Below are 21,781 nucleotides of genomic sequence, written 5' to 3' on the forward strand. Positions count from 1 at the left end.
GAGAGAAGCAATGACTACTGAACAGCAGCTGCGCGAAGAGATCTGCCAGGCAGGCAGAAGCCTTTACGAGCGCGGCTATACCGTCGGCACCGCAGGAAATATCAGCGCTCGTCTGGAAGATGGCTGGCTGATCACCCCTACCGATGCCTGCCTGGGTCGCCTGGTGCCGCAGCAGATCGCTAAGGTCAGTCGTGAAGGCGAATGGCTGTCGGGCGATAAGCCTTCGAAAACGCTGCTGCTGCACCGTCAGGTTTACGACCGTAACCCGGAGGTTCAGGGCGTGGTGCATACGCATTCCACTAACCTGGTCGGGCTGACGCTGGAAGGGGTCTGGCAGCCGGAATGCATTCTGCCGCCGATCACGCCTTACCAGGTGCTGAAGGTCGGCCGCATTCCGCTGATCCGCTACTGCCGTCCCGGCGCGCCGCAGGTGGCGGAACAGGTGGCTCAACTCGCCTGCGAAGTGCGCGGCGTGATGCTGGAACGGCTTGGCCCGGTCGTCTGGGGCCGTTCGGTGCTCTCCGCCTGTTTCGCGCTGGAAGAGCTGGAAGAAACCGCCCGCCTGTGGCGGCAGGCAGCGGTGAAACCCCAGCCGCTCGGCGACAGCGACGTCGCGGAACTGTGCGAAGTTTTCGCCGCGCGCTGGTAAGGCTTTTTACCCTACAAGGAAATAATAATGAAAAAAATTTACGCAGGCGTGCTGCTTTCTCTGGCAGCCCTGACGGGCGCGGCTCAGGCGCAAAGCCTGGTGTATGTTTCCAATGCCGAAAGCGGCACCGTTACCGGCTACCAGCTGGATAAAGCGAAAAAAGCGCTGGTACCGATCGGCAGTTTCCCGGCGGGCGCAAAGGCGATGTCTTCCGTTGTCTCACCCGATAAGAAAATGCTTTATGTCTCGGTACGCAGCAAGCCTTACAGCGTGGTGGCTTATCATATCCAGCCCGATGGCCAGCTGGTTAAGGCCAGCCAGTCGCCGCTGCCGGAGAGCATGGCCTATATCTCGCTGGATAAGCAGGGGCGCTTTTTGCTGAGCGCCTCTTACGGCGGCGACTTGTTCAGCATTAATCGCATCGACAGCAACGGTCAGGTGCAGGCGCAGCCGGTACAGGTCGTGCACACCGGCAAGCGCGCGCACGCTATTCAGGTCGATCCCGGCAACCATTTCCTGTTCGTCACGCTGCTGGGTGCCGATCAGCTGTTGCAATACCGCTTTGACGCCGCCAGCGGCAAGGTAACGCCCAACGATCCGCCCTTCGTCAATATTCAGAGCGAGGCGGCAACCGGCCCAAGGCATTTTGTTATTGCGCCCAACGTGGACAAACAGGGCAAGCGCAGCCTCTACGTGCTGACCGAAATGGCGGGCAATATCAGCCAGCTGACGCTGAACGCCGACGGCACCACGACGCCGGTTGCAACGGTAAATTCCGTCTCGCCCAAAGAAGATATGCAGCGCGGTGAAGCGCGACCGCTAACGGGTGACGACGATCTGCCGCCTTCGCATAAGCCACGCATCTGGCAGGCGGATATCCATATCACGCCGGACGGTCGCTTTCTTTATTCCACCGAGCGCACCAGCAGCACCCTGTCCTCTTTTTCCGTCGATCCCCATGACGGGCATCTGACTTACCTCACCAGCATTAAAACCGAGCAGCAGCCGCGCGGCTTCGCTATCGACAGCAGCGGGCGCTTTCTGATCGAGTCCGGACAAAAATCGACCCAGCTTTCGCTCTACTCTATCGATCCGACCTCCGGCGCGCTGACACTGAATGGCCGTTATGCCACGGGCAAAGGCGCCAACTGGGTATCGCTGGTCGAAGAGTAATTACTACGGGCCCGGACGGGCCTGAATGGCAGTCATAACAGGAGAGAGTATGAAACGCAGACATCCCTTCCTTTCCGCCCTGTGCGCTACGGGCCTGTTCGCCCTGACGGTACCAGCCGGACACGCCGCGGAAAAAGTGGTCGCCACCGATCTGGAGCCGCTGCATCACGTGATCCTGGAAAATCAGTACGTCACCGTGATGCGCGTCATGATCCGCCCCGGCCAGTCCACGCTGTTTCATGAACAGCACCTGGATTATGTGAACACCCATATCAACGGCAGCCTGGTGCATATTTCCTATCCCAACGAGCCGGCTAAAGATACCGAGATGAAAACCGGCAATGTGAAGTTCGGCGCGCATCAGGGCAAATCCGATACCGATAAGGTCACCAACACCGGCACCACGCTGAACCATCAGGTGGCTTTTGAGATTAAACAGAACGGCCCGCAAAACTTTGGCGGCGCGACCCGGCCTGAGCTGCCCGAATTCCAGCAGGTGCTGGATAAAAAAACGGTCAAGGGCTGGAAAGTCACTCTGCAACCGGGCGAAAGCACCACGCTCTATAGCCAACACGGGCCGGGCGTCCGCGTCTTTTTTACCGAAGGCCGCCTGCTGGAGTCGGTGCCCGGTCAGCCTAACCACAATAAAGAAGTCTGGCTGCATCGCGGCGACGCCATCCTGACCCAGCCAGGCCAGGTAGAACTGATCAACGGCGGAGAAACGCCGCTGATCTTTAACGATTACGAGCTGCTTTAACCCGATTGAGGGCATGCGGCACGGCCGTTTGCCCCTGTCCATGATGACGAACCGCCCGGCTACAGGGCGGCAGCATTTTTCTTTTTACAGGAGCATGTCAGGTGAGACGATTAAGTCTGCCTTTGGCGATGAGCCTGATCCTTTTCACCGGGATAACGTCTGCCGCCGTGCAGCCTTCGGGTGATCAAGATCTTATCGCTAAGGGAAAATATCTTGCGCTGGCCGCCGACTGCGGCGCCTGCCACACGTCGCCACAGCAGGGCGCGCCGATGGCGGGCGGCTATGCGATCCACTCACCGCTGGGTGATATCTATGCCAGTAATATTACGCCTTCAACCCGTTACGGCATCGGCGAATACAGCGAGGTGGAGTTTGCGCGGGCAGTGCGTGAAGGCATCGATAAACAGGGGCGCCATCTCTATCCCGCTATGCCTTATACCGCCTACAACAAAATCAGCGACGAGGATATCCACGCGCTGTATCACTATTTTATGCACGGCGTTGCGCCGGTAGATCGCGCCGCGCCGCAGACGCACCTGCCTTTTCCCTTCAGCATCCGCGCGTCAATGCTGGTCTGGAACTGGCTGTTTGCGGAGAACCAACGCTTTGTGCCGCAGCCGGATAAGTCGCCGGAGATCAATCGCGGCGACTATCTGGTCAACGCGCTGGCCCACTGCGATACCTGCCATACGCCGCGTAATTTTTTGCTGGCGCAGGACAACGATCGCGCCTTTTCCGGCAGCAGCCTGGGTAGCTGGTATGCGCCCAATATCACGCCTGATGCGCAGTCCGGCATCGGCAGCTGGAGCCACGACGAGCTGGCGCGCTACCTGAAAACCGGCCATATCGCCAAAGCCCAGGCCGCCGGGCCAATGGCGGAAGCGGTTGAGCACGGTCTGGCGCATCTTAGCGATGGGGACATCCAGGCGATTACCGCCTGGTTGCGCCAGGTTCCGGCGGTCAACAGCGGCACCGGCCGCGCGCGCGACAGCTATGGTCAGGCTTCGGATGCCGAACAGCGGCTGCGCGGCCAGAGCGGGCAAAGTGATGCCGGCTGGCAGGTTTTCAGCGGCAGCTGTGCCAACTGTCATCAGGCCCAGGGTCAGGGTAACGATCGCTACCCTTCCCTGTTTCACAACACGGCCACCGGCGCGCCTCAGCCCGATAATCTGGTTTCCGCCATCCTGTTTGGCGTTCGGCGGGATGATATCGCTATGCCCGCTTTCGGCCCTGATGCCGAATTTACCAATCGCCTCAGCGATCGGCAGATTGCTGACGTCAGCAACTACGTACTGAAAAACTTCGGCAATCCGGCGGTAGTCGTTACGCCTGAACGGGTGAAGCAGCTGCGTGAAGGCGGCGATACGCCTTTACTGGTCAAATTAACCCGTCCCGCCGCGTTACTGGGGTTACTGCTTGTGGTGGTACTTATCGTCGCGGGCCTTGTATTACGTCGTCGAAACAGGAGGCAACATGCAGCCCACTAATCCCGGCCGCCGCCGGCTGCTGAAAGGCATGGCCGCGCTCTCCCTCAGCGCCTGCTGCGCCACTCTTTTTCCGCGTCAGCTTGCCGCACAGCCCGCTGCCGCCGATTTTAACGCGCTGTCCGCTTTTCTGGTCAGCCGCCCGGTCAGCGCCATTCTCAGCCAGCGTTATTATGCCGCGTTGGAGCGTCACTATGCGGACTTCCCGTCCCGCTTCGCCGCGCTGGCGGATTATCTCGCCGAACGGCGCTTTGCCCACGTTGATGACTTTTTGCAGGCCACGGCCAGCGATACGCCGCTTTTCCGCACCGCCTCGCTGATTATTGGCAGCTGGTACACCGGCGTGGTCGGCGAAGGTGCGAAAAGCGAACTTATCGCCTACGCCGACGCCATGATGTATCAGCCAACGCAGGGCATTCTGGTGGTGCCGACCTATGGCAGCGGCCCGGATTCCTGGGGCAGCAATCCCGAAACGGTTAAAATGGAAGGTCAGCAATGAAAAATATCGATGCCGATGTGATCGTCATTGGCTCCGGCGTCATGGGCGGTCTGGTCGCGACCCAACTGGCAAAGGCGGGAAAATCGGTGATTATTGTCGAAGCCGGCCCGCGCGTTAAGCGTCAGGAAATCGTCGAGCGCTTTCGCAATTCGCCTTTTAAGATGTCCCTCACCAATATGAAACTCCAGGGCGTAGGCTCACCCTATCCCGATTTGCCCCACGTCCCTTCAACCTATGGCGACTACTTACAGCAGGCCGGCCCGGTAAAATACCCGACCAAATACTTGCGCGTGGTTGGCGGCACCACCTGGCATTTTGGCTCCGCGCTGTGGCGCATGATCCCGAACGATTTCAAACTGCAAAGCCTGTATGGCCGCGGTCGCGACTGGCCCATCGCCTATCAGGATCTGGAGCCCTGGTACGGCGAGGCCGAACGAGAGCTGGGCGTGTCCGGCATGGACGGCCAGGATGAGAGCGGACACGGCGGCGAAGCCTGGCCGCCGCGCTCCACGCCTTTTCCGATGAAGGGGCTGGAGCCCAGCTATCTTTTTAAACGGCTTTCCGTCCTGCTGGGCAAAGGCGGCTATCATCCGGTGATGGAGCCGAACGGTCGCGCCACGCGGCCTTATGGTCAGCGCCCGGCCTGCGCGGGCAACAATAACTGCAATCCGGTTTGCCCAATCGCGGCAAAATATGACGGCTCAATGCATATTGATGAGGCGGAGCGTCACGGCGCGAAGCTGCTGGATAACTCGGTGGTTTATAAAATAGAAGCCGATGAGCAAGGTAACATCAGCGGCATCTGGTATCGCCGTCCCGATGGCAGCAACCATCACCTGACCGCTAACTACTTTGTGCTGGCCGCCTACGGGATTGAGTCGCCCAAGCTGCTGCTGATGTCCGCTTCCGAACGCTATCCGCACGGCATTGCCAACAGCTCCGACCAGGTGGGTCGCAATCTGATGGGCCATACCGGCATCAGCATGAACGTAATGATGAATGAGGATGTCTGGCCAGGCCAGGGGCCAACGGAACTGCTGGTTTACCTCAACAATCGCGACGGTGATTTTCGCAAGGATTTCCCCAGCTATAAAATAAAAGTGCGTAATACGGTGCCAACGGCGGACTATGCGGCCTCGCTGATTAAGAAAGGCGTGCTCGGCTCAAAGCTGGATGAGGAATTAAAAAGGATGTCGGCGCGTTCGCTTAATTTCGCTATCGACTTTGAGACGCTGCCGCTCGCGGAAAATCGTATCGTCCCCAGCAAAACCAAAAAGGACGCAATAGGGATACCTGTACCAGAAATATATTACAGCGTCACCGACTACTGGCACGCAGGAAAAGAACAGGGCCTGAAGGATTTTGATAAATTTGCTCAGCTACTAAATGCGCATATATCAAAAATTGATACGGGTTATCAGGATCGCCAGCATATTATGGGCACCACAATTATGGGCGATAATCCGGCTGATTCCGTGGTTAACAGACAGTGCCAGAGCCACGACCACCCTAACCTGTTTATCGCCGGCACCAGCGTGATGCCTTCTGCCTCCTGCATGAACCCGACGCTGACCGGCGCCGCCCTGAGTCTGCGCCTGGCCGACTATATGCTGAATACCGTTAAGGTTTAAATTAACGGGTTAGCGTTATTATACGGGCAGCATTAATACCGACTGCCCGTTATTTCCTGTGCGGCCCATTTGAGCATTTGGGCGTTTGGGCATTTGGGCATTTGGGCATTTGGGCATTTGGGCATTTGGGCATTTGGGCATTAATATGAATCTGCTTCAGAAAAAAATGTAAATCTCATGGCAGTGTTGCAAAAAGCTGAAGCCATCTCGAATATCCAGTGTTAAACTCCCTGGCAGCAGTAAATTCCTTTTTCATTCTTCTCTCGCCGCAATAATATAGCGGCAGGACAGAAAAAGGAGTTCTGCTATGTTTTACGATCGCGTTGCGTTAAGGAAATCGCCGCTCGTGTCCGGGAAGGAAAAACGAGCGCGCGCAAGGGCTAAACCACAGGGAGGAGAGCCGATGAGCAGGCAGGTTAACCGTTTTGACCGGCTGGAACAGGATACGCATCAGATAAAGCTCAATTTAGCGATATTAACCGAGCGGGCCGAAACTTTCGTTACTAAAAACGATTTTAACGCGCTGGCCTCGCGTGCCGATAACTTCGCCACTAAAAGCGATATTCACGAGCTGGCTTCGCAAGCCGAAACGAATACGATTAAAAGCGACCTACAGACGCTGATTGCGCGTGCCGACACCTTTGCGACTAAAAGCGATATTCGCGAGCTGGCTACGCGAGCCGAAATGCACGCTGTCAAAAGCGATCTGCAGGTACTGGCTAAACGCGCCGACACCTTTGCTACCAAGAGCGATCTGCAGGTGCTGACTGAACGCGCCGACACCTTTGCCACTAAAAGCGATCTGCAGGTGCTGGCTGAACGCGCCGACACCTTCGCCACTAAAAGCGATCTGCAGATGCTGGCTGAACGCGCCGACACCTTCGCCACCAAAAGCGCTCTGCAGGTGATGGCTGAACGTATGGAGACCTTTGCCACCAAAAGCGATATCCTCGGACTGGCTACGCGTGAAGAGCTGGCTGAGGTCAGGAATGATCTGAACCTGTTGCGGGTCGAGATGTATAAAGCGCTAACCGGACAGACTAAGTGGCTGACGGCCTGCATGTTTACGGTAGCGATCCTTAGCCTGACTGCTGCAAAGCTGATTTTTGTCTGACGGAGCGGACGTAAAGCTGCGGTTTTTTGCTGGCATAGCGGACGTAAAGCTGCGGTTTTTTGCTGGTGTGACGGTGATGTCGACATCGTTATGAACAAATGAATAACGGACGGCATCCTGCCGTCCGTGTTTTTATTACGCCACTATTGCTTCAGGCGCCAGGCGACAACGCTGTCCCCTGCTTTGGTGCCCAGCGAACCGTGACCGCCTGCGGCGATAATCACATACTGCTTGTTATCCGCGCCCATATAGGTGGCTGGCGTCGCCTGACCACCTGCCGGCAGCTCGGTTTGCCACAGCAGCTCGCCCGTATTGATGTCGTAAGCGCGGAAGAAGTTATCCGCCGTTGCGCCATGGAACACCAGATCGCCCGCCGTAGTCAGCGGCCCGCCGTGCGCCACCATGCCCATAGGGAAGCCAATCGGGAAGCGGCCCGGCAGGAAGGTGGTTTTCAGGTTTTTGGTAGTGCCCACGCGGCGCAGCCATTCGGTTTTACCGGTAGTCAGATCGACACCGACCATACGGCCCCAAGGCGGAGCAATGCACGGGATCCCCAGGCTGGAGGCGAACTGCTGAATATGGATCGCGTAATCCCCTTCAAAGTTCTCGTTCCAGTATGGCGTGCCGTCTTTAGTAAACAGACGTTTGTTTTCCGTTTCCGGGGTACGCTTGATCAGGTTGTACTTGTAAGCCAGACGTACCGGCGAAGCGATCAGAATTTGACGTTCCGGATCGATGGCCACCGAGCCCCAGTTAAATACGCCGATATTTCCGGGGAAGACAATGGTGCCCGCTTCGGTAGAAGGCGTCCACGGGTTGCCGTCATAGCGCATAGATTTAAATTCGATGCGGCAGGCCATCTGATCGAACGGCGTCAGCCCCCACATCGACTTCTCTTTCAGCGGATCCGGGATAAAGTTCAGCGCCGAAACGGGCTGAGTCGGCGAAAACTTCTCGCCCTGCACGCCGCCTGTAGTAGAAACATCTACCTGATTAACAGGATAGACGGCCTGACCGGTCAACCGGTTCAGTACAAACAGGTTGCCGGTTTTGGTTGGCAGGATCACCACTGGCTGACGGCTGCCCTGATAGTCGATATCCAGCAGCGAAGGCTGGGAAGGATTATCACGATCCCACAGGTCGTTTTTGGATGACTGGAAGCGCCATTTAAAGGCACCGGTTTTTAAATCCAGCGCTACCAGGGTATCGCGGAACTTCTCTGTATTGCTGTTAGCGTCGCGGCGATTGCCCAGCTCGTCTGGCGATGCGTTGCCGAACGGCACGTACACCAGGCCATTTTTCAAATCGGCGCTCAGCGTAGCCCACGCAACCGGCGTGTCCTGAGGATAGGTCTGGCCTGCCGGCAGCGGCTGCGTCTGCTGCGGATTAGCCGGATCGAAGTTCCAGACCAGGCGACCACTGGTGACGTCATAAGCCCGAATAACGCCGGATGGGTTACCGCTGTTAAAGCCGTTATCCATCACCGAGCCGCCAACGATCACCAGGTTACCTGCAACCAGCGGTGCAGCGGTCTGCATCAGCGCGTGTGGACGAATGTTGCCCATATTCGCACGCAAATCAACGATGCCGTTTTCGCCAAAGTCAGCGCATGGCTTGCCGCTGTCCGCATCCAGCGCGATCAGCTTAGCGTCGGTCGTCGCGTTAAAAATGCGCTTGCGGCACATGGCCGGCGCTTCTGCTGCTGACGCTGGCTGCGCTTCTGGCGCATAATAGCTGACGCCGCGACAGGTCTGGTGCTGCTGCAGATAAGAACGATCTTTCGCAGGCTGATATTTCCACTTCAGCTCGCCGGTTTCCGGATTCAGCGCGTGAACTTCATTATGCGGCGTACAGAAATAAACGGTGTTGTTCACCTTCAGCGGCGTGGCTTCAAAAGTGTACTCCGTCGCATCCTTTTCGGTGCGCAGATCGCCGGTGTGATAGGTCCAGGCCACTTCCAGATTACTGACGTTATCCTTAGTGATCTGCTTCAGATCGGAGAAGCGCAGGCCGTTGCTGGTGCCGCCGTAGGCCGTCCAGTCATTGCTCGCCACGGCGGTATCAACCGGGGTGCGTTTGTTGGTCAGCTTGCCTGCCTGCGGATAAGGGTCATAGAAAGCCAGACCGATAACGAGAGCGATAATAACGATAACTGTCGTGCCGAGAAAAGGATGGAAGCCGGCAGGTTTAGCTGCGCCCTGCGCTTTTGACAACGGGCGTACAATCCAGGGTAAAGCCAGCCAGACGCCGAGCAGGCCAATAATGTCGCCGCGCGGGATCCACTGCCACTTATCAAAACCAACCTCATAAATGGTCCAGGCGACCACCAGCCACATTAAAATTGCATAAATCGACAGCGCAATTTTTTTATTTTTGAACAGCGCAATAGCCGTCAGCAACAGGCCAATCGCTATCACCACATAGAATGGCGACCCGCCCAACAGCAGCAATTTCCCACCCATGTAAAGCATAGCAATACCGACGATTGCTATAACAATACTCGTTAGCTTTATCATTTTCGTCTCTCGAATTAACCACAGGGATAGTTGATTTCAAATTACAATTACGCAACGTAAAATTAACCAAATTCAGTCAAAAAGAAAATACCATTTAATTAATGTATTTTAGGTGATAATTCAGGAGCGGAAGGATTATGTCGCGTACGCATTGCTGTCTGCATAAAGCGGGTAGTTCAGTTATGCGTTGTTGAGTGCATAAAGCGGGCATAACGGGTACGCATTACTCAGTGCATAAAGCAGGCATTTCAGATACGCATCATTGAGTGCATAAAGCAGGCAATTCAGGTATGCGTTGCTGAGTGCATAAAGCAGGCATTTAAAGCGCGGAAATCGTCAGCGTTTGTTTATTGCGCATGCTGAAAAGGGATAAGGCGGCGTTGTACAGACCGGGAGACTGAGCATGCTCCCGGCGTTGTTTAAGCGTGGTGAGGTTATTTGCTGTAAAGCTTCTTCAGCCTGGCCTGATACGCTTCTACGTTATGCTCAGACTGGATCCTGGCGATAGCCGCATTGGCTTTATCGTGGATCTGTTCAGGATGGCGAACAATATCCTCAATAATGTTTTTCATGCGGTCGACCGTTTTACGACGCAGAGCATCGCGCTCTTGCAGAGAAGTAATGGCATAGTCGCAATCGTCGTTCAGCGGATGGCTAATCAACCAGCCCGCCTCTTGCGGATTGATTTCCGGCAGCGCACGCACGTTAGTGGTGATCACCGGACAGCCGCAGGACTGCATCTCCAGCACGGAAAACCCATAGGTTTCAGCCCAGGTTGGCAGCAGGCCGACATCCGCTTTTTGCAGCAGCTGCATCACTTTATCATTCGGCATGGCGCTGTGATGCTCGAAAAGATCGTAGCGGGCAATGGTCGCTTCCGTCTCACGGGCAAACGCCGGATCGTCCTGATAAGGGCCGAACGCGTAGTTGTTCGTTTTCTCAAGATCGCCTATCAGCGTAACTTTGATTTGTTCCGGCTGGATAGCGTTGGCGGCCAGCAGTTCGCCGAAGGCCTGCACGATTTCGCCGCCGCCTTTGCGATAAAAGTCTTTGCCAATAAAAACAAAATGAACCGGGTCGGCGGCATTACGCGCCGGTCGCTCGGTCATATAGAGCTTTTGCGGCGGATGCATAACCACCATCTTGTCGCGCAGCACGCGCGACAGCTCCGGGCTGTCGTTGAACAGCTTCATTTCCATCTTATAGGCCGCGCCGGAAAGCGCGATCAGCGCTAAACAATTATTGGCTGTCAGCGCTGAAGAGAGCCGTTGCAGCTTTGCGCGATTGTCCTCTTTGCTGCCGTTTTTAGGCGGCAGGATGCGTGGCAGCTCGGTTTCAAACGTCGCCACCCATTTACGGTCGGTTATTGCTATCTCGTTGAAAACGTGAAAGACATCAATGTTTTTTTTCTGCGAACCGACCAGCGGCCGAAACAGGAAAATTTTGTCTTTTTTAAGAAACTTCATGTTCAGAAGATTTATATAAGAATAAATATTCTTGTTTTTGAAGTTCACATATTCCACGTCAGCATCAACAATTATCGTCCGTTTCTCCGGGTAGTTATCGTTAGATACGCCGACTCTCATACCGCCACCTCATAGAAAATAATGCTAACCGCACTGAGTAATGTTATTAGAATTCAAATTTGCCCTGGTATTCATTCCATGACGCCCCGGTACTCCATCACATCGGCCGTCGCAAGTAAATACAGGCATATTCTTAATATCAAAACTGGCAAAATAGTTGCTGCTAAAAGCGGTGATGCTTACGCAGGCAATAGTTAATATTTAGTTAAAATTTGTCGTCAATCTGGCAAAGCACCCCGGTTAATACTGGCTGCAACAATATACACAGAAAGACACCAGATGAAATAAAATATTACATTTACCGTCTCATATTTTTTTCTGAAAAGTAAGAAGCCAGGCATCCCGGGCCTGTTGGCGCATTGCGGCCTCCTTCTCTGACACAACAACTCTATCCGACACGTAAAATAGAGGCCAGCCTTAATCAGAAAAAAGTAAACAAAAGGTTAACAAAATTGAGTGAGATCAATAAAAATATAACAGCCGCTTATATAAGATTTGGTCGACCCGAACCGGACCAGGACTTTTCTTCTGCCCTACATTTAAAGTATTAGTATTTGTAAAATTGATGTCCGGTTAATATCTGCGCCACTGCCGCTTTTATTTGCTCACCTGAGATAGCTTGTAGCGATTTTGTAATTAAGATAGTTCTGTTTTCATCGAGAGCACTTTCTGGATTGCGCCGAATTTGCCGGGCAAAAAGAGAGGTAAAAAACAAGGTAACTGAATAAGAAATTTCTGATTAAAAAAACGCCGGGGCAACATTCAGATTAGCGGAAAAAAGCGCTTAAAAAGTACCAATAATGACCAGAATAAAGCGAAAATGCCGCACGCGCGACGGATTCAAAAACCTGGCCCGCTTTTGCCGTAAAGATAAGCCTGCCTTTTTTGCAGTGCTTTGATTTAATTTAGAATTACTCAGGTGAATGGCAGGAAGCCGTCGCACCCCGGCCCCAGCCAGGTTACACTTGGTTCCCTGCCTTGTTCACCTCTGAGATAGCCATGCTGAAAGAAAATTTTAACGACCTTATCTCGCTGATGGTGATCGCTCGCGAGAGAAGCTTTACCCGCGCGGCGGCCAGGCTGGGCGTTTCCCAGTCCGCTTTAAGCCATGCCATACGCGGGCTGGAGGAGCGGCTGCAGCTGCGTCTGTTAACCCGTACCACGCGCAGCGTCGCCCCTACCGAAGCGGGCGAACGCCTGATAAAAACCATTGGCCCGCACCTTGAAGAGATTGAAAACGAGCTGGCTGCCCTGCATGAACTGCGCGACAGGCCGTCAGGCAATATTCGCCTTAACGTGGGCGAGCACGCCCTTACCTTCGCCCTGTGGCCCGCAGTAGAACAGTTTTTACAGGCGTGGCCGGAAGTGAATATCGAAATTATGTCCGATAATTCCCTGACGGATATCGTCAGCGGCCGTTTTGACGCGGGCGTACGGCTGGGCGAACAGGTTGCAAAGGATATGATTGCCGTCAGGATCGGGCCGGACTGGCGGATGGTTGTAGTGGGCTCGCCCGCTTATTTCGCTCGCTACGGCAGGCCCGCTACGCCACAGGATCTGCAGCAGCACAACTGCATCAATATGCGCCTGCCGACCATGGGCAGCATCTATGCCTGGGAGTTTGCCAAAGCGCAGCGCGAAATCCGCGTGAAGGTGGACGGCCAGCTGACGCTGAATAATCTGCAAACCCGAATTAAAGCTGCCGTGGCAGGGATTGGCCTGGCAATGGTGCCTGAGGATACCGTTGAGGAAGCGGTTAAGGCAGGCCAGCTGGAAAAGGTGCTGGAAGAGTGGTGCGCGCCTTTTCCGGGCTATTACCTGTACTACCCCAGCCGCCGCCAGCATACCTCCGCCTTTGCGAAGTTTGTTGAGGCGGTTCGCTACAGCGAGATCTGACGGCAAACGCAAAGGCCCGAAGACAGATCGGGCCTTTGATTAATAACGTTTAAACACCGGTCAGAAGGCTTCCCAGTTATCCGTTGAGGCGGTCGCCAGCACCGGCGATTTCAGCGCTGTCACGCCAGAACGACGGGCTACCTCTTTCCTGCCGGCCAGGCGAAACACGGCTACCGCTTCGTTCAGGCGAGCGGCCTGCTCTTCCAGCGAGGCGGCGGCTGAAGAAGATTGCTCTACCAGCGCGGCGTTCTGCTGCGTCACCTGATCGAGTTCCGACACCGCGATGCCGACCTGACTGATGCCGCGGCTCTGCTCCTCAGAGGCAGAGGAGATCTCATCCATGATATCGCGTACCTGCTGTACCGAGCTAAGGATACCGCTCATTGACTCTTCCGCCTGTCCGGCCAGCCGGGAACCGTTGTCAACGCGGGCCGAGGATTCAGCGATCAGCGCGTTGATATCTTTCGCCGCTACGGCGCTGCGCTGCGCCAGGTTGCGCACTTCTCCCGCCACCACCGCAAAGCCACGGCCGTTTTCGCCAGCGCGGGCGGCTTCTACCGCCGCGTTCAGCGCCAGAATATTGGTCTGGAAAGCGATGCTTTCAATTACGCCGGTGATTTCCGCGATTTTTTTAGAGCTTTCCTGTAGCCCAAAGATGCTTTTTATCACACCGTCCACGATAGCGCCGCCCTTCTCCGCCGTTTGCGCGGCAGAAAGCGCCAGCTTCGCCGCCTGATGCGAATTGTCTGCGTTCTGCTTCACCGTGGCGGTGATCTGTTCCATGCTGGCGGCGGTTTGCTCCAGCGAGGCTGCCTGCTCTTCCGTACGGGATGAGAGATCGTTGTTGCCCGCCGCAATTTCGCTGACGCCGGTTAAAATCGTATCCGCGCCGTTGCGCACGTTACCCACGGTTTTCACCAGCGACTGTTGCATTACCGCCAGGCCGGAAAGCAGATGGCCCATCTCGTTACGGGCGCGCGGATCGACCGCTATCTGCTCCGTCAGATCGCCCTGTTCAATAGCGTTGATATGCCCCAGCGCGCGCGCCAGCGGCTGGATCAGCACGCGTTTGATCACCGACCAGCTCACGATCACAGCGCTCAGCACCACCAGCAAAATAGCGCCCATCAGCCACAGCATCTGCGTGAATACCTGCTTGCTTTCAGCGGAGGTGGTCTTTGACAGCTGGCCAACGGCGGCGCGCCAGCGATCGTAATCGCCCTGCATAATCTTCTGGTTGCCCGCAACGTTAATGCTGAACAGGCCGGTTAAATCGCGGCGTGAAGCGATTTCCATCAGCTGATTAAGCTGTCCGGCGTACGCCTGGTAGCTTTGCGCCAGCCTGCTGTTAAGCGTGGCATCGAGTCCGGGAATAACCGGCCCGTTCTGGTAGTTTTTAAAATCGCGATCGGCTAGCGCCAGCTGCGCTTTGCCGTGCGCGACCATACCGCCCACTACGCTGCTGGTCGGCCCCTCTTTTTGCAGCCAGATCACCACGCGGTTAACGTCCGCACGCGCCGCGTTAAGTTCATACCAGGCATTGGTCAGCGCGGTCACCTGATCGCTGGCCGTCGAGGCGGTTTCGAAGCTCTCTTTATTGTGATCCAGCGCGCTGAGGAAGAGGATGCCAGCGACAAGCTGTAGGGTGCCGAAGGCAATGATCGTGCTGAGCAAGAACGAGGAGGTTTTGATTCGGGAAAAAACGGACATAGCCACACCTGATTATTGTTTCAGAAGCGACTTATATCGGCAAAGTTACCGGTAACATTAGAAAAAAAACGTGATTATTTATGTTGATAGGCAAATGGCCCTGCATCAGCTGCGCTCGATTTTACGCGCGGCTTCATCCAGCGCATCGATGATGTCGTACAGCGTCTGCTGCGGCAGCGCCGACTGGGAAAGGCGCATATTCAGCGCCATACGCATATTGTTGATGGCCCGCTCCACTTCCGGAATGCTGCGGTTATTGACGAGGATCGCCATCGAGCTGAGTCGGTTAATGATGTCATGCAGCGTTTCCTGCCCTTCTGCCAGCTGGCGCTCTCCTTCCCGGGTCAGGCTATAGGCCTTGCGCGCCGCCTGCGGATCGCGGGATTCGATGCATTCCATTTCCTCCAGCAGCGTCAGGTTGGGATAAATAATGCCGGGGCTGGGGCTGTATTCGCCTTTGGATAGCTCTTCAATCGTCTTGATTAGCTCGTAGCCGTGTGCGGCGCCCTGTGCGATAAAGTGCAGAAGCAGCAGGCGAACGTCGCTGGCGTCCAGCATCTTTTCGCGCCGTTTTCTCCGCGCGGCGCTGGCCGGGCCGCCGGATAAGTCATATTGAGAACTGCGCTGTGATTTCATCGCCTGCCCGAGCCTGTTTGAAGGGGATTGATAGTAAGTTAGCCCCCTGAAAAATACAACAACCCTACTTATCGTGCCAGTAAGCCACCGCACGGACGAAATCGGCGTCGCGCTCGCGCTTGCCGATAAAGTAGTCGCTGAGCTGCTTCACCGCCGCGCCTTCGCCCGTCAGCCAGATAAAGTAGTCGTCCGTCGGTAAGGCAACCTTATCCAGGTCGGCGATAAGCGATCCGACGCCAGCCTGCATTTTGCCGCTGCCCAGCCAGACGATTTCCACGTTTGGCGGATCGCCGAGATAGGCTTTGCCCTGCGCTGCGTCGACAAAGGCATAAAGCCTTACCGGCCTGTCGCCAAGCGAGGTCAGCCGTCGTTTGAACGCGGGCAGCCCCGTTTCATCGCAGACGTAAAGCTGGAAAGCGTAATCCTCCGGCACGATCAGCGAGCCGCGCGGGCCGCCGATGGCCAGCCTGTCGCCAGGGTGCGCCGTAACGGCCCAGTCGCTGGCTACGCCCGACTCGTGCAGATAAAAATCCAGCGTCAGCCTGTTTTTCTGCGCGTTAAAGTACAGCGGCGTGTAGTCGCGCGCCAGCGGACGAATGCCGTCTTTCCAGACGATGCCCTCTTCCGTGACCTGGGGCAGATAAAGCTCGCCGGTGGCGGGATCCGGGAAAAAGACCTTAACGTGATCGTCGAAGCCCGCCGAATTAAAACCGGCCAGCGCTTCGCCGCCGAACTCAATGCGGTAAAAGCTGTTGGCGACGAAAGTTTTCGCAATCACTTCTACCGGACGAAAACGCAGTTCATTTCTTACGCGACGGGGAGCGCGACCTGTTTTTTCGGTCAAAATAATTCTCCTGACGGGGGCTGGCCCGTAATAGTAAACCGTAATTATTCTCAATAGCGGAGGAAAATATATCTATGATATATCTTAACCGCAAGCAGAGATTTGCTCAGCGTCTGACCACCCGCACAAATAGTCCCTGGAAAACCGCGCAAAAAAAGCCGCCGGGCAGAATGCCGGGCGGCTTGATAGTGATGACAAATTTAAAAGGACGCGCCGCCGTTTTTACAGCGCCACCACGGCGGCAGAGGTTGATAATAAAGTTAAGGCGCAGTCGCGCCGGTGACGCGCCAGACCACGTTTCCGGCATCGTCGGCAATCATCAGGCCGCCCTGTTTATCCATGGTCAGGCCTACCGGCAGGCCGCGAACCGATTTTTGATCGTCAGTGAGGAAGCCGGTGACCACCGGCTCTGGCTGACCCTGCGGCATACCGTTGCGGAAGGCGACCCACACCACCTGATAGCCGTTCAGCGGCTTGCGGTTCCAGCTGCCGTGCTCGCTGACAAAAGCGCCGCCACGGTATTTCTCCGGCAGGTTGGTGCCGGTATAGAACCACAGTCCCAGCGGCGCCACGTGCGAGCTGAGCGCATAGTCAGGCTTAATCGCTTTTTTCACCAGATCCGGGCGCGGCGGCTGCACGCGTTCGTCCACGTGCTGGCCGAAATAGCTGTAAGGCCAGCCGTAAAAGCCACCTTCCTGTACCGAAGTCAGGTAGTCCGGCACCAGATCGGCACCGATTTCATCGCGCTCGTTAACGATGGCCCACAGCTTGCCGGTTTGCGGCTCCCACTGCATCCCGGTGGGGTTGCGCAGCCCGCTGGCGTAGATCCGGCTGGCGCCGCTAGCCGCATCGACTTCCAGGATGTCGGCCCGACGATACTCCGCGCCGATGCCGTTTTCAGTGATATTACTGTTGGAGCCGACGCCAACATAGAGTTTGCTGCCGTCCGGGCTGGCCAGCAGCGACTTGGTCCAGTGATGGTTAATAGGCCCGCCCGGCAGCTCGGTCAGCTCGGTGCCGGGATCGGTAATCTTCGTCGCGCCGCTCTCATACCGATATTTCATCAGCGAGTCGGCATTCGCCACATACAGCGTGTCGCCGATCAGCTGCACGCCAAACGGCGAACGCAGGTTTTCCAGGAAAGGATATTTTTGCCAGCTTTTGCCGTCGCTGCTGCGCAGCAGCGTTATGCGATTGCCGCCGGCGCCGCCCTTGCCGGAGGCCTTTTGAACCAGACCGGTCACCAGCTGCTTTGGCTGGCTGGTCGGCTTTTTCGGGCCGCTGCCTTCCACCACCAGGATATCGCCGTTCGGCAACGTGTAGAGCTGGCGCGGATGCTGAAAACCGTCCGCGACTTTCTCTATCTTCAGGCCATCCGCGACTTTGGGCTTTTCCCCCTCCTTCCATGGCGTACCGTTCGGGACCTTCATGGGTGGAACAAGGAAGTTTTTTGCCGTCGGCAGCTCCGGATTTGCACCGGTTTGCTTTGCAGGATCGATTTTAGCGCCGTCGTCACAGCCGGCGAGCAGCAGCGAAACCGATACGGCCAGCAATGAGAGTGTGGTTGACGTTTTCATAACTCCTCCTTAAGCGGTGCGATCGCGCACGGCGAGCTGCACGTTGGCGAACAACATCAGAACCACCGCCAGGGTGGAGAGAATAACGCCGGCAGGCACCACGGCCCACGCGTCGCGGCTGTGAATAAAGGCGTTAAAGATTTCCAGGATAATAGCCAGCAGATAAGCCCAAAAATGCACTTTTATCGCCGATCCCTGCGGATAAGAGACGCCCACCCAAACCTGCACAAGGTTAATCAGGCGAGGAATAATCGCGATTATCAACCCGATAGCGATCAGCCAGCTCGCCGCCTGCGTCCAGAAGATTTCGGTACTGTAGAGATAAATAATGTCGAAGATCCAGCCCGCCACAAAAAAGCCGAGCGGGACAGGATGAAACAGCGCATAGACGGCCACCGCAAAAGTCGAATGGCGGGATGTTACCTGGGAAGTCATTAACCGGCTCCTTAAACAGGGAAAATGCGCGCGGCCCGAAAGCAATGCGGCAGCGCAGACTGTAAAAGGTTAGTAAAGTTAATGACTTCTTGTTTAATAATATGAAGAAAATTAGGATTATGCCCGCTGGCGTAAATCGGCCAGCGAATGCCGCTGCACGCCTGCCGCGTCAAAATTGCTGACGTCCAGCCAACGCTCAAAGGCTTCGCGCAGCGCGGGCCATTCTTTATCAATAATGGAAAACCAGGCGGTATCGCGGCTGCGACCCTTATAGACGATGGCCTGACGGAACAGCCCTTCATAGCGAAAGCCGAGGCGCTCCGCTGCCCGCCGCGAAGGCGCGTTGAGGCTGTCGCACTTCCATTCGTATCGACGATAGCCCAGCCGATCGAAGGCGTAACGCATCAGCAGAAAATGGCTTTCGGTAGAGAGCGGCGTGCGCTTCAGCGCGGGCGAAAAGGTCACATACCCCACCTCCATCACGCCGTGCGCTGGCTCAATTCTCATCAGCGCCAGCGTGCCGACTGCGCGACCGCTTTGTCGATCGATCACGGCGAAATGCAGCGGATCGCGGCTGGCTTCGGCCCGGGCAAGATAGTCGCGAAACTCTTCCGCGTTAAAAGGGCCGGCAGGCAAATAAGTCCAGTCCCGATCGTCTTCGGCGCCGCGCCACGCGGCCAGCAGATCCTCATAGTGACGAACGCTTTCCAGCGGCTCCAGCACGCAGAAGCGCCCCGCCAGCGCCATGCGTTCAGGCAAAGGGCGCGGCGTCCATTCGGGAAGCGGTTCACCAACCGGCTGTTGAAATTCATTTAATCGCACGGACAATTTTCACCTCAGGCAATAACTACGTTGATTTTCCAGCATAACCTGCCGCACAACGAAAGCCAGTAGTGTTTGTTACCTGTCGATAAACCGGCCCGGATAGTCCGCCGGCGGTTTTTGTCGCTCATTAAATCGGCCAAACAGCCGATAACGGTTTTGTGCGATCAGATTGTAGCAGCGGTCGCTGATGAACTTTGGACAGAAGCGCAGTACCGAAAGCGCTCGCCACGGCCACGGCAGCCCAAGCATAACGCGGAAAATAGCGTCGGCGCGCAGATAAACCTGCCCCCGTTCAAGCAGCACAATGGTATTGATTTCGTCAGGCGACATACCGGCGGCTTTCAGCAGGGATTTGCCTTTTTCAGTCTGAACCGCGGCCAGGCGTACGGTGCGGCGCCTGTCATAGCGCAGCAGAAAATTGACCCAGCCGTTACAGAGTTTGCACACGCCGTCATAGAGCACAATGCGCTCCTGCGACGGCAGAGTTTCAGCAGTATCGGACATAGCATCACCAAAGTCAGATAAAAATAAAAAGCCGCTTGTATGCGACCAGACCTTAAGCCTGGCCTGAAAAGCGGCATACATCCATTTTGAATCGTTTCAGGAACACCAGAATGCCGACTCCTCAAGGCGAAACCCGCTACCAGCTGGCGTTAGAGATGCTGACAGCAGACGACGCGGGACGGGATGAAATTCTCAGCAAGTTCACCCGGCTCACCAGCGAGCTGCTGAATATTCCCGGTAGCTTCGTGTCGATTATGAACGAGCACCAGCAATACATTAAGGCGGCGCGGAATTTCTCGCTACAGCAAAGCTCGCTTGAAGACGCGCTCTGTCGGCACACGCTCGCCAGCGGCGAGGTCATGGTCTGTCCCGACACCCATCTGGACGAACGGTTTAAGGCGCACCCGCTGATCAAGGACTCGCCCTATATCCGTTTTTACGCGGGCGCGCCGCTGAAAATGCGCGACGGCGCCATTGTCGGCACCCTGTGTGTTACGGACGTGCTGCCGCATATTTTCACTGAGGAACAGGTGAAGCTGCTGGAGCTGCTGGCGGAGATCATGACCGCCTGGCTGGACGCCTGGTATCACACCAGCCTGCGTGACGTTGTCACTCTTTTGCCCAATCGTCAGAGCCTGCTGCGTGATTTGGAGCAGCTGGAGGATGGCGGCATTATTCAGCCCTACAGCCTGGTACTGATTGACTGCATTGATATGGCACGCGCCTACGACATCGCCCGCGCGCTGGGGATGTATGCGCTGGAAGCTCTGCTGCAAAACATCGCCGCCCTGCTGCGTACGCGCCTGCAGCTCAGAGACGATGACCGGCTTTATACCGTGTCGAAAGGCCGGTTTGCGCTGCTTTCCGCCGGTAAAACGTCCGGCTGGCCAAAACAGCTGAGCGAAAAGCTGGGTCAGGTACGCGCGCGTATAGGCGAAGAGATTGCTATCGATCTGACTCTTCACCTGGGCGAAGTCTCTTTTGCGCCTGCGCTCTGCCCGCCGGTTGAAGCGCTGCGGCGCGGCGTCAGCGCGCTGCATGAGGCTATCGGCCAGGGCCTGCCCTACGCCGCTTTCGATCTGGAGAGCGATAACCGCCGCAAGCTGGATTTTCTGCTGCTGCACGATCTGGCGGAAGCGCTGCGCAGCGAAGGCGGGCTTTATCTGGTTTATCAGCCGCAGATCTCGTTGCACAGCGGCCTGCCGGTAGGCATGGAGGCGCTGCTGCGCTGGCAGCATCCCCGCCTCGGCAACCTGCCGCCGTTACAGTTTCTGCCGCTGGCGGAGCAAACCAACCTGATGGCTGGCGTCACCGACTGGGTGATCGTCAGCGTGCTGGCGCAGCTTAAGCTCTGGCGGGCAAAAGGCATTAACCTGCCCGTGTCGGTCAACGTCAGCGTCAGCGATCTGGCCCGTGAAGGCTTTGCCGACTGGCTGGAAAGGATGCTGCTGCGGGCGGGCCTCTCCAGCGATTTGCTGAGTATCGAGTGCCTGGAAACGGAAAAGCTGCTGGAAAGCCCGGATGCGATGCGCGGCCTGAATCAGCTCAAGCTGCGCGGCTTCACGCTGGCACTGGACGATTTCGGCAGCGGCTACAGCAATATTAACTATCTGAAGCGCATTCCAATGGACGTCATCAAGCTGGATCGCTCGCTGATCGCGCCGCTTGCTGCCGACGGCGGCAGCCAGATCGTGGCGCGCCACGTGATAACCATGCTTAAGGAGCTGAACTATATTGTGCTGGCGGAGGGCGTGGAGGATGAGGAAACGCTGCTGATGCTGCGCGGATTCGGCTGTGATGAAATTCAGGGCTACTTTTGCAGTAAACCCCTTCCGGCGGAAGGGGTTGAGCAATGGCTTAAGAGCGGGAAAACGCCTTAGATCAGGCGCCTGCGCAGACGATCGGCTCAGGATGCAGCCCAAAGGGTCAAATCAGGAGCCTGCGC

18 protein-coding genes are annotated in these 21,781 nt (G+C 56.2%); 9 read left to right on the forward strand and 9 right to left on the reverse strand.

The genetic code is table 11. The annotated features are described in order from the left end of the window. Nucleotides 1–10: 10 nt before the first annotated feature. The 7 genes from otnC (at nucleotide 11) to AB6T85_RS02815 (ending at nucleotide 7,307) form a co-directional block, all read left to right on the forward strand. Nucleotides 11–649: a 3-oxo-tetronate 4-phosphate decarboxylase gene (gene otnC, locus AB6T85_RS02785; RefSeq protein ID WP_369894743.1), complete on the forward strand. Its 639-nt coding sequence runs from the start codon at nucleotides 11–13 to the stop codon at nucleotides 647–649. A 27-nt stretch (nucleotides 650–676) separates the two neighbouring features. Beyond that, nucleotides 677–1,822, forward strand: coding sequence for a lactonase family protein (locus tag AB6T85_RS02790; RefSeq protein WP_253454253.1), 1,146 nt, complete (start codon nucleotides 677–679; stop codon nucleotides 1,820–1,822). 49 nt (nucleotides 1,823–1,871) lie between these two features. After that, nucleotides 1,872–2,579 (forward strand): hypothetical protein, encoded by a 708-nt coding sequence (locus AB6T85_RS02795; protein ID WP_253454255.1) that lies wholly within the window; start codon nucleotides 1,872–1,874, stop codon nucleotides 2,577–2,579. A gap of 128 nt (nucleotides 2,580–2,707) precedes the next feature. After that, nucleotides 2,708–4,066 (forward strand): c-type cytochrome, encoded by a 1,359-nt coding sequence (locus tag AB6T85_RS02800; RefSeq protein ID WP_369894827.1) that lies wholly within the window; start codon nucleotides 2,708–2,710, stop codon nucleotides 4,064–4,066. Beyond that, nucleotides 4,053–4,562: a sugar dehydrogenase complex small subunit gene (locus tag AB6T85_RS02805; RefSeq protein WP_253454258.1), complete on the forward strand. Its 510-nt coding sequence runs from the start codon at nucleotides 4,053–4,055 to the stop codon at nucleotides 4,560–4,562. The genes AB6T85_RS02800 and AB6T85_RS02805 overlap by 14 nt, the downstream gene beginning before the upstream one ends. Next, complete coding sequence (locus tag AB6T85_RS02810) at nucleotides 4,559–6,193, forward strand: GMC family oxidoreductase (protein WP_369894744.1); 1,635 nt, start codon at nucleotides 4,559–4,561, stop codon at nucleotides 6,191–6,193. Before AB6T85_RS02805 ends, AB6T85_RS02810 begins: the two co-directional genes overlap by 4 nt. A gap of 403 nt (nucleotides 6,194–6,596) precedes the next feature. Further along, a complete protein-coding gene (locus AB6T85_RS02815) occupies nucleotides 6,597–7,307 on the forward strand; it encodes a hypothetical protein (protein WP_369894745.1) in 711 nt (236 codons plus the stop codon). A 143-nt stretch (nucleotides 7,308–7,450) separates the two neighbouring features. Here AB6T85_RS02815 and AB6T85_RS02820 read toward each other — a convergent pair whose 3' ends face one another. Together AB6T85_RS02820 and AB6T85_RS02825 are read right to left on the reverse strand one after the other, a co-directional pair. After that, nucleotides 7,451–9,823: a membrane-bound PQQ-dependent dehydrogenase, glucose/quinate/shikimate family gene (locus tag AB6T85_RS02820; protein ID WP_301250871.1), complete on the reverse strand. Its 2,373-nt coding sequence runs from the start codon at nucleotides 9,821–9,823 to the stop codon at nucleotides 7,451–7,453. Nucleotides 9,824–10,257: 434 nt separating this feature from the next. Then, the gene (locus AB6T85_RS02825; protein ID WP_369894746.1) at nucleotides 10,258–11,409 is read right to left on the reverse strand and encodes a glycosyltransferase family 4 protein; all 1,152 of its coding nucleotides are present in this window, start codon (nucleotides 11,407–11,409) and stop codon (nucleotides 10,258–10,260) included. Nucleotides 11,410–12,408: 999 nt separating this feature from the next. Here AB6T85_RS02825 and AB6T85_RS02830 point away from each other — a divergent pair. Next, nucleotides 12,409–13,305: a LysR family transcriptional regulator gene (locus AB6T85_RS02830; RefSeq protein ID WP_253454264.1), complete on the forward strand. Its 897-nt coding sequence runs from the start codon at nucleotides 12,409–12,411 to the stop codon at nucleotides 13,303–13,305. A 60-nt stretch (nucleotides 13,306–13,365) separates the two neighbouring features. Here AB6T85_RS02830 and AB6T85_RS02835 read toward each other — a convergent pair whose 3' ends face one another. From AB6T85_RS02835 to AB6T85_RS02865, 7 genes are all read right to left on the reverse strand, one after another. Beyond that, the gene (locus AB6T85_RS02835) at nucleotides 13,366–15,015 is read right to left on the reverse strand and encodes a methyl-accepting chemotaxis protein (protein WP_253454265.1); all 1,650 of its coding nucleotides are present in this window, start codon (nucleotides 15,013–15,015) and stop codon (nucleotides 13,366–13,368) included. Nucleotides 15,016–15,120: 105 nt separating this feature from the next. Beyond that, nucleotides 15,121–15,651 carry a PadR family transcriptional regulator gene (locus AB6T85_RS02840; RefSeq protein ID WP_369894747.1) on the reverse strand — a complete coding sequence of 177 codons (531 nt, stop codon included), beginning with the start codon at nucleotides 15,649–15,651 and terminating at the stop codon, nucleotides 15,121–15,123. Between the two features lie 64 nt (nucleotides 15,652–15,715). Next, nucleotides 15,716–16,498 carry a siderophore-interacting protein gene (locus tag AB6T85_RS02845; protein ID WP_253460984.1) on the reverse strand — a complete coding sequence of 261 codons (783 nt, stop codon included), beginning with the start codon at nucleotides 16,496–16,498 and terminating at the stop codon, nucleotides 15,716–15,718. 257 nt (nucleotides 16,499–16,755) lie between these two features. Continuing rightward, nucleotides 16,756–18,072, reverse strand: coding sequence for a PQQ-dependent sugar dehydrogenase (locus tag AB6T85_RS02850; protein ID WP_369894748.1), 1,317 nt, complete (start codon nucleotides 18,070–18,072; stop codon nucleotides 16,756–16,758). 9 nt (nucleotides 18,073–18,081) lie between these two features. Then, complete coding sequence (locus AB6T85_RS02855; protein ID WP_369894749.1) at nucleotides 18,082–18,507, reverse strand: DUF2231 domain-containing protein; 426 nt, start codon at nucleotides 18,505–18,507, stop codon at nucleotides 18,082–18,084. A 117-nt stretch (nucleotides 18,508–18,624) separates the two neighbouring features. Next, complete coding sequence (locus AB6T85_RS02860; RefSeq protein WP_369894750.1) at nucleotides 18,625–19,335, reverse strand: GNAT family N-acetyltransferase; 711 nt, start codon at nucleotides 19,333–19,335, stop codon at nucleotides 18,625–18,627. 72 nt (nucleotides 19,336–19,407) lie between these two features. Beyond that, nucleotides 19,408–19,836 (reverse strand): thiol-disulfide oxidoreductase DCC family protein, encoded by a 429-nt coding sequence (locus AB6T85_RS02865; protein ID WP_253454270.1) that lies wholly within the window; start codon nucleotides 19,834–19,836, stop codon nucleotides 19,408–19,410. Between the two features lie 110 nt (nucleotides 19,837–19,946). Between AB6T85_RS02865 and AB6T85_RS02870 the strand changes: the two genes are divergently transcribed. After that, entirely contained in the window at nucleotides 19,947–21,716 is a 1,770-nt protein-coding gene (locus AB6T85_RS02870) for a sensor domain-containing diguanylate cyclase (protein ID WP_253454271.1), read from the forward strand. Nucleotides 21,717–21,781: the final 65 nt, after the last annotated feature.

Origin of the sequence: Erwinia aeris (assembly GCF_041224955.1) — a bacterium.
Classification (GTDB): Bacteria; Pseudomonadota; Gammaproteobacteria; order Enterobacterales; family Enterobacteriaceae; genus Erwinia; species Erwinia aeris.

Coding starts and splice junctions, on each gene's coding strand:
- AB6T85_RS02800 (WP_369894827.1), top strand. CDS start 2,708: ATGAGCCTGATCCTTTTCACCGGGATAACGTCTGCCGCCGTGCAGCCT.
- AB6T85_RS02790 (WP_253454253.1), top strand. CDS start 677: ATGAAAAAAATTTACGCAGGCGTGCTGCTTTCTCTGGCAGCCCTGACG.
- AB6T85_RS02810 (WP_369894744.1), top strand. CDS start 4,559: ATGAAAAATATCGATGCCGATGTGATCGTCATTGGCTCCGGCGTCATG.
- AB6T85_RS02865 (WP_253454270.1), bottom strand. CDS start 19,836: ATGTCCGATACTGCTGAAACTCTGCCGTCGCAGGAGCGCATTGTGCTC.
- AB6T85_RS02855 (WP_369894749.1), bottom strand. CDS start 18,507: ATGACTTCCCAGGTAACATCCCGCCATTCGACTTTTGCGGTGGCCGTC.
- AB6T85_RS02820 (WP_301250871.1), bottom strand. CDS start 9,823: ATGATAAAGCTAACGAGTATTGTTATAGCAATCGTCGGTATTGCTATG.
- AB6T85_RS02850 (WP_369894748.1), bottom strand. CDS start 18,072: ATGAAAACGTCAACCACACTCTCATTGCTGGCCGTATCGGTTTCGCTG.
- AB6T85_RS02870 (WP_253454271.1), top strand. CDS start 19,947: ATGCCGACTCCTCAAGGCGAAACCCGCTACCAGCTGGCGTTAGAGATG.
- AB6T85_RS02825 (WP_369894746.1), bottom strand. CDS start 11,409: ATGAGAGTCGGCGTATCTAACGATAACTACCCGGAGAAACGGACGATA.
- otnC (WP_369894743.1), top strand. CDS start 11: ATGACTACTGAACAGCAGCTGCGCGAAGAGATCTGCCAGGCAGGCAGA.
- AB6T85_RS02815 (WP_369894745.1), top strand. CDS start 6,597: ATGAGCAGGCAGGTTAACCGTTTTGACCGGCTGGAACAGGATACGCAT.
- AB6T85_RS02830 (WP_253454264.1), top strand. CDS start 12,409: ATGCTGAAAGAAAATTTTAACGACCTTATCTCGCTGATGGTGATCGCT.
- AB6T85_RS02835 (WP_253454265.1), bottom strand. CDS start 15,015: ATGTCCGTTTTTTCCCGAATCAAAACCTCCTCGTTCTTGCTCAGCACG.
- AB6T85_RS02795 (WP_253454255.1), top strand. CDS start 1,872: ATGAAACGCAGACATCCCTTCCTTTCCGCCCTGTGCGCTACGGGCCTG.
- AB6T85_RS02840 (WP_369894747.1), bottom strand. CDS start 15,651: ATGAAATCACAGCGCAGTTCTCAATATGACTTATCCGGCGGCCCGGCC.
- AB6T85_RS02805 (WP_253454258.1), top strand. CDS start 4,053: ATGCAGCCCACTAATCCCGGCCGCCGCCGGCTGCTGAAAGGCATGGCC.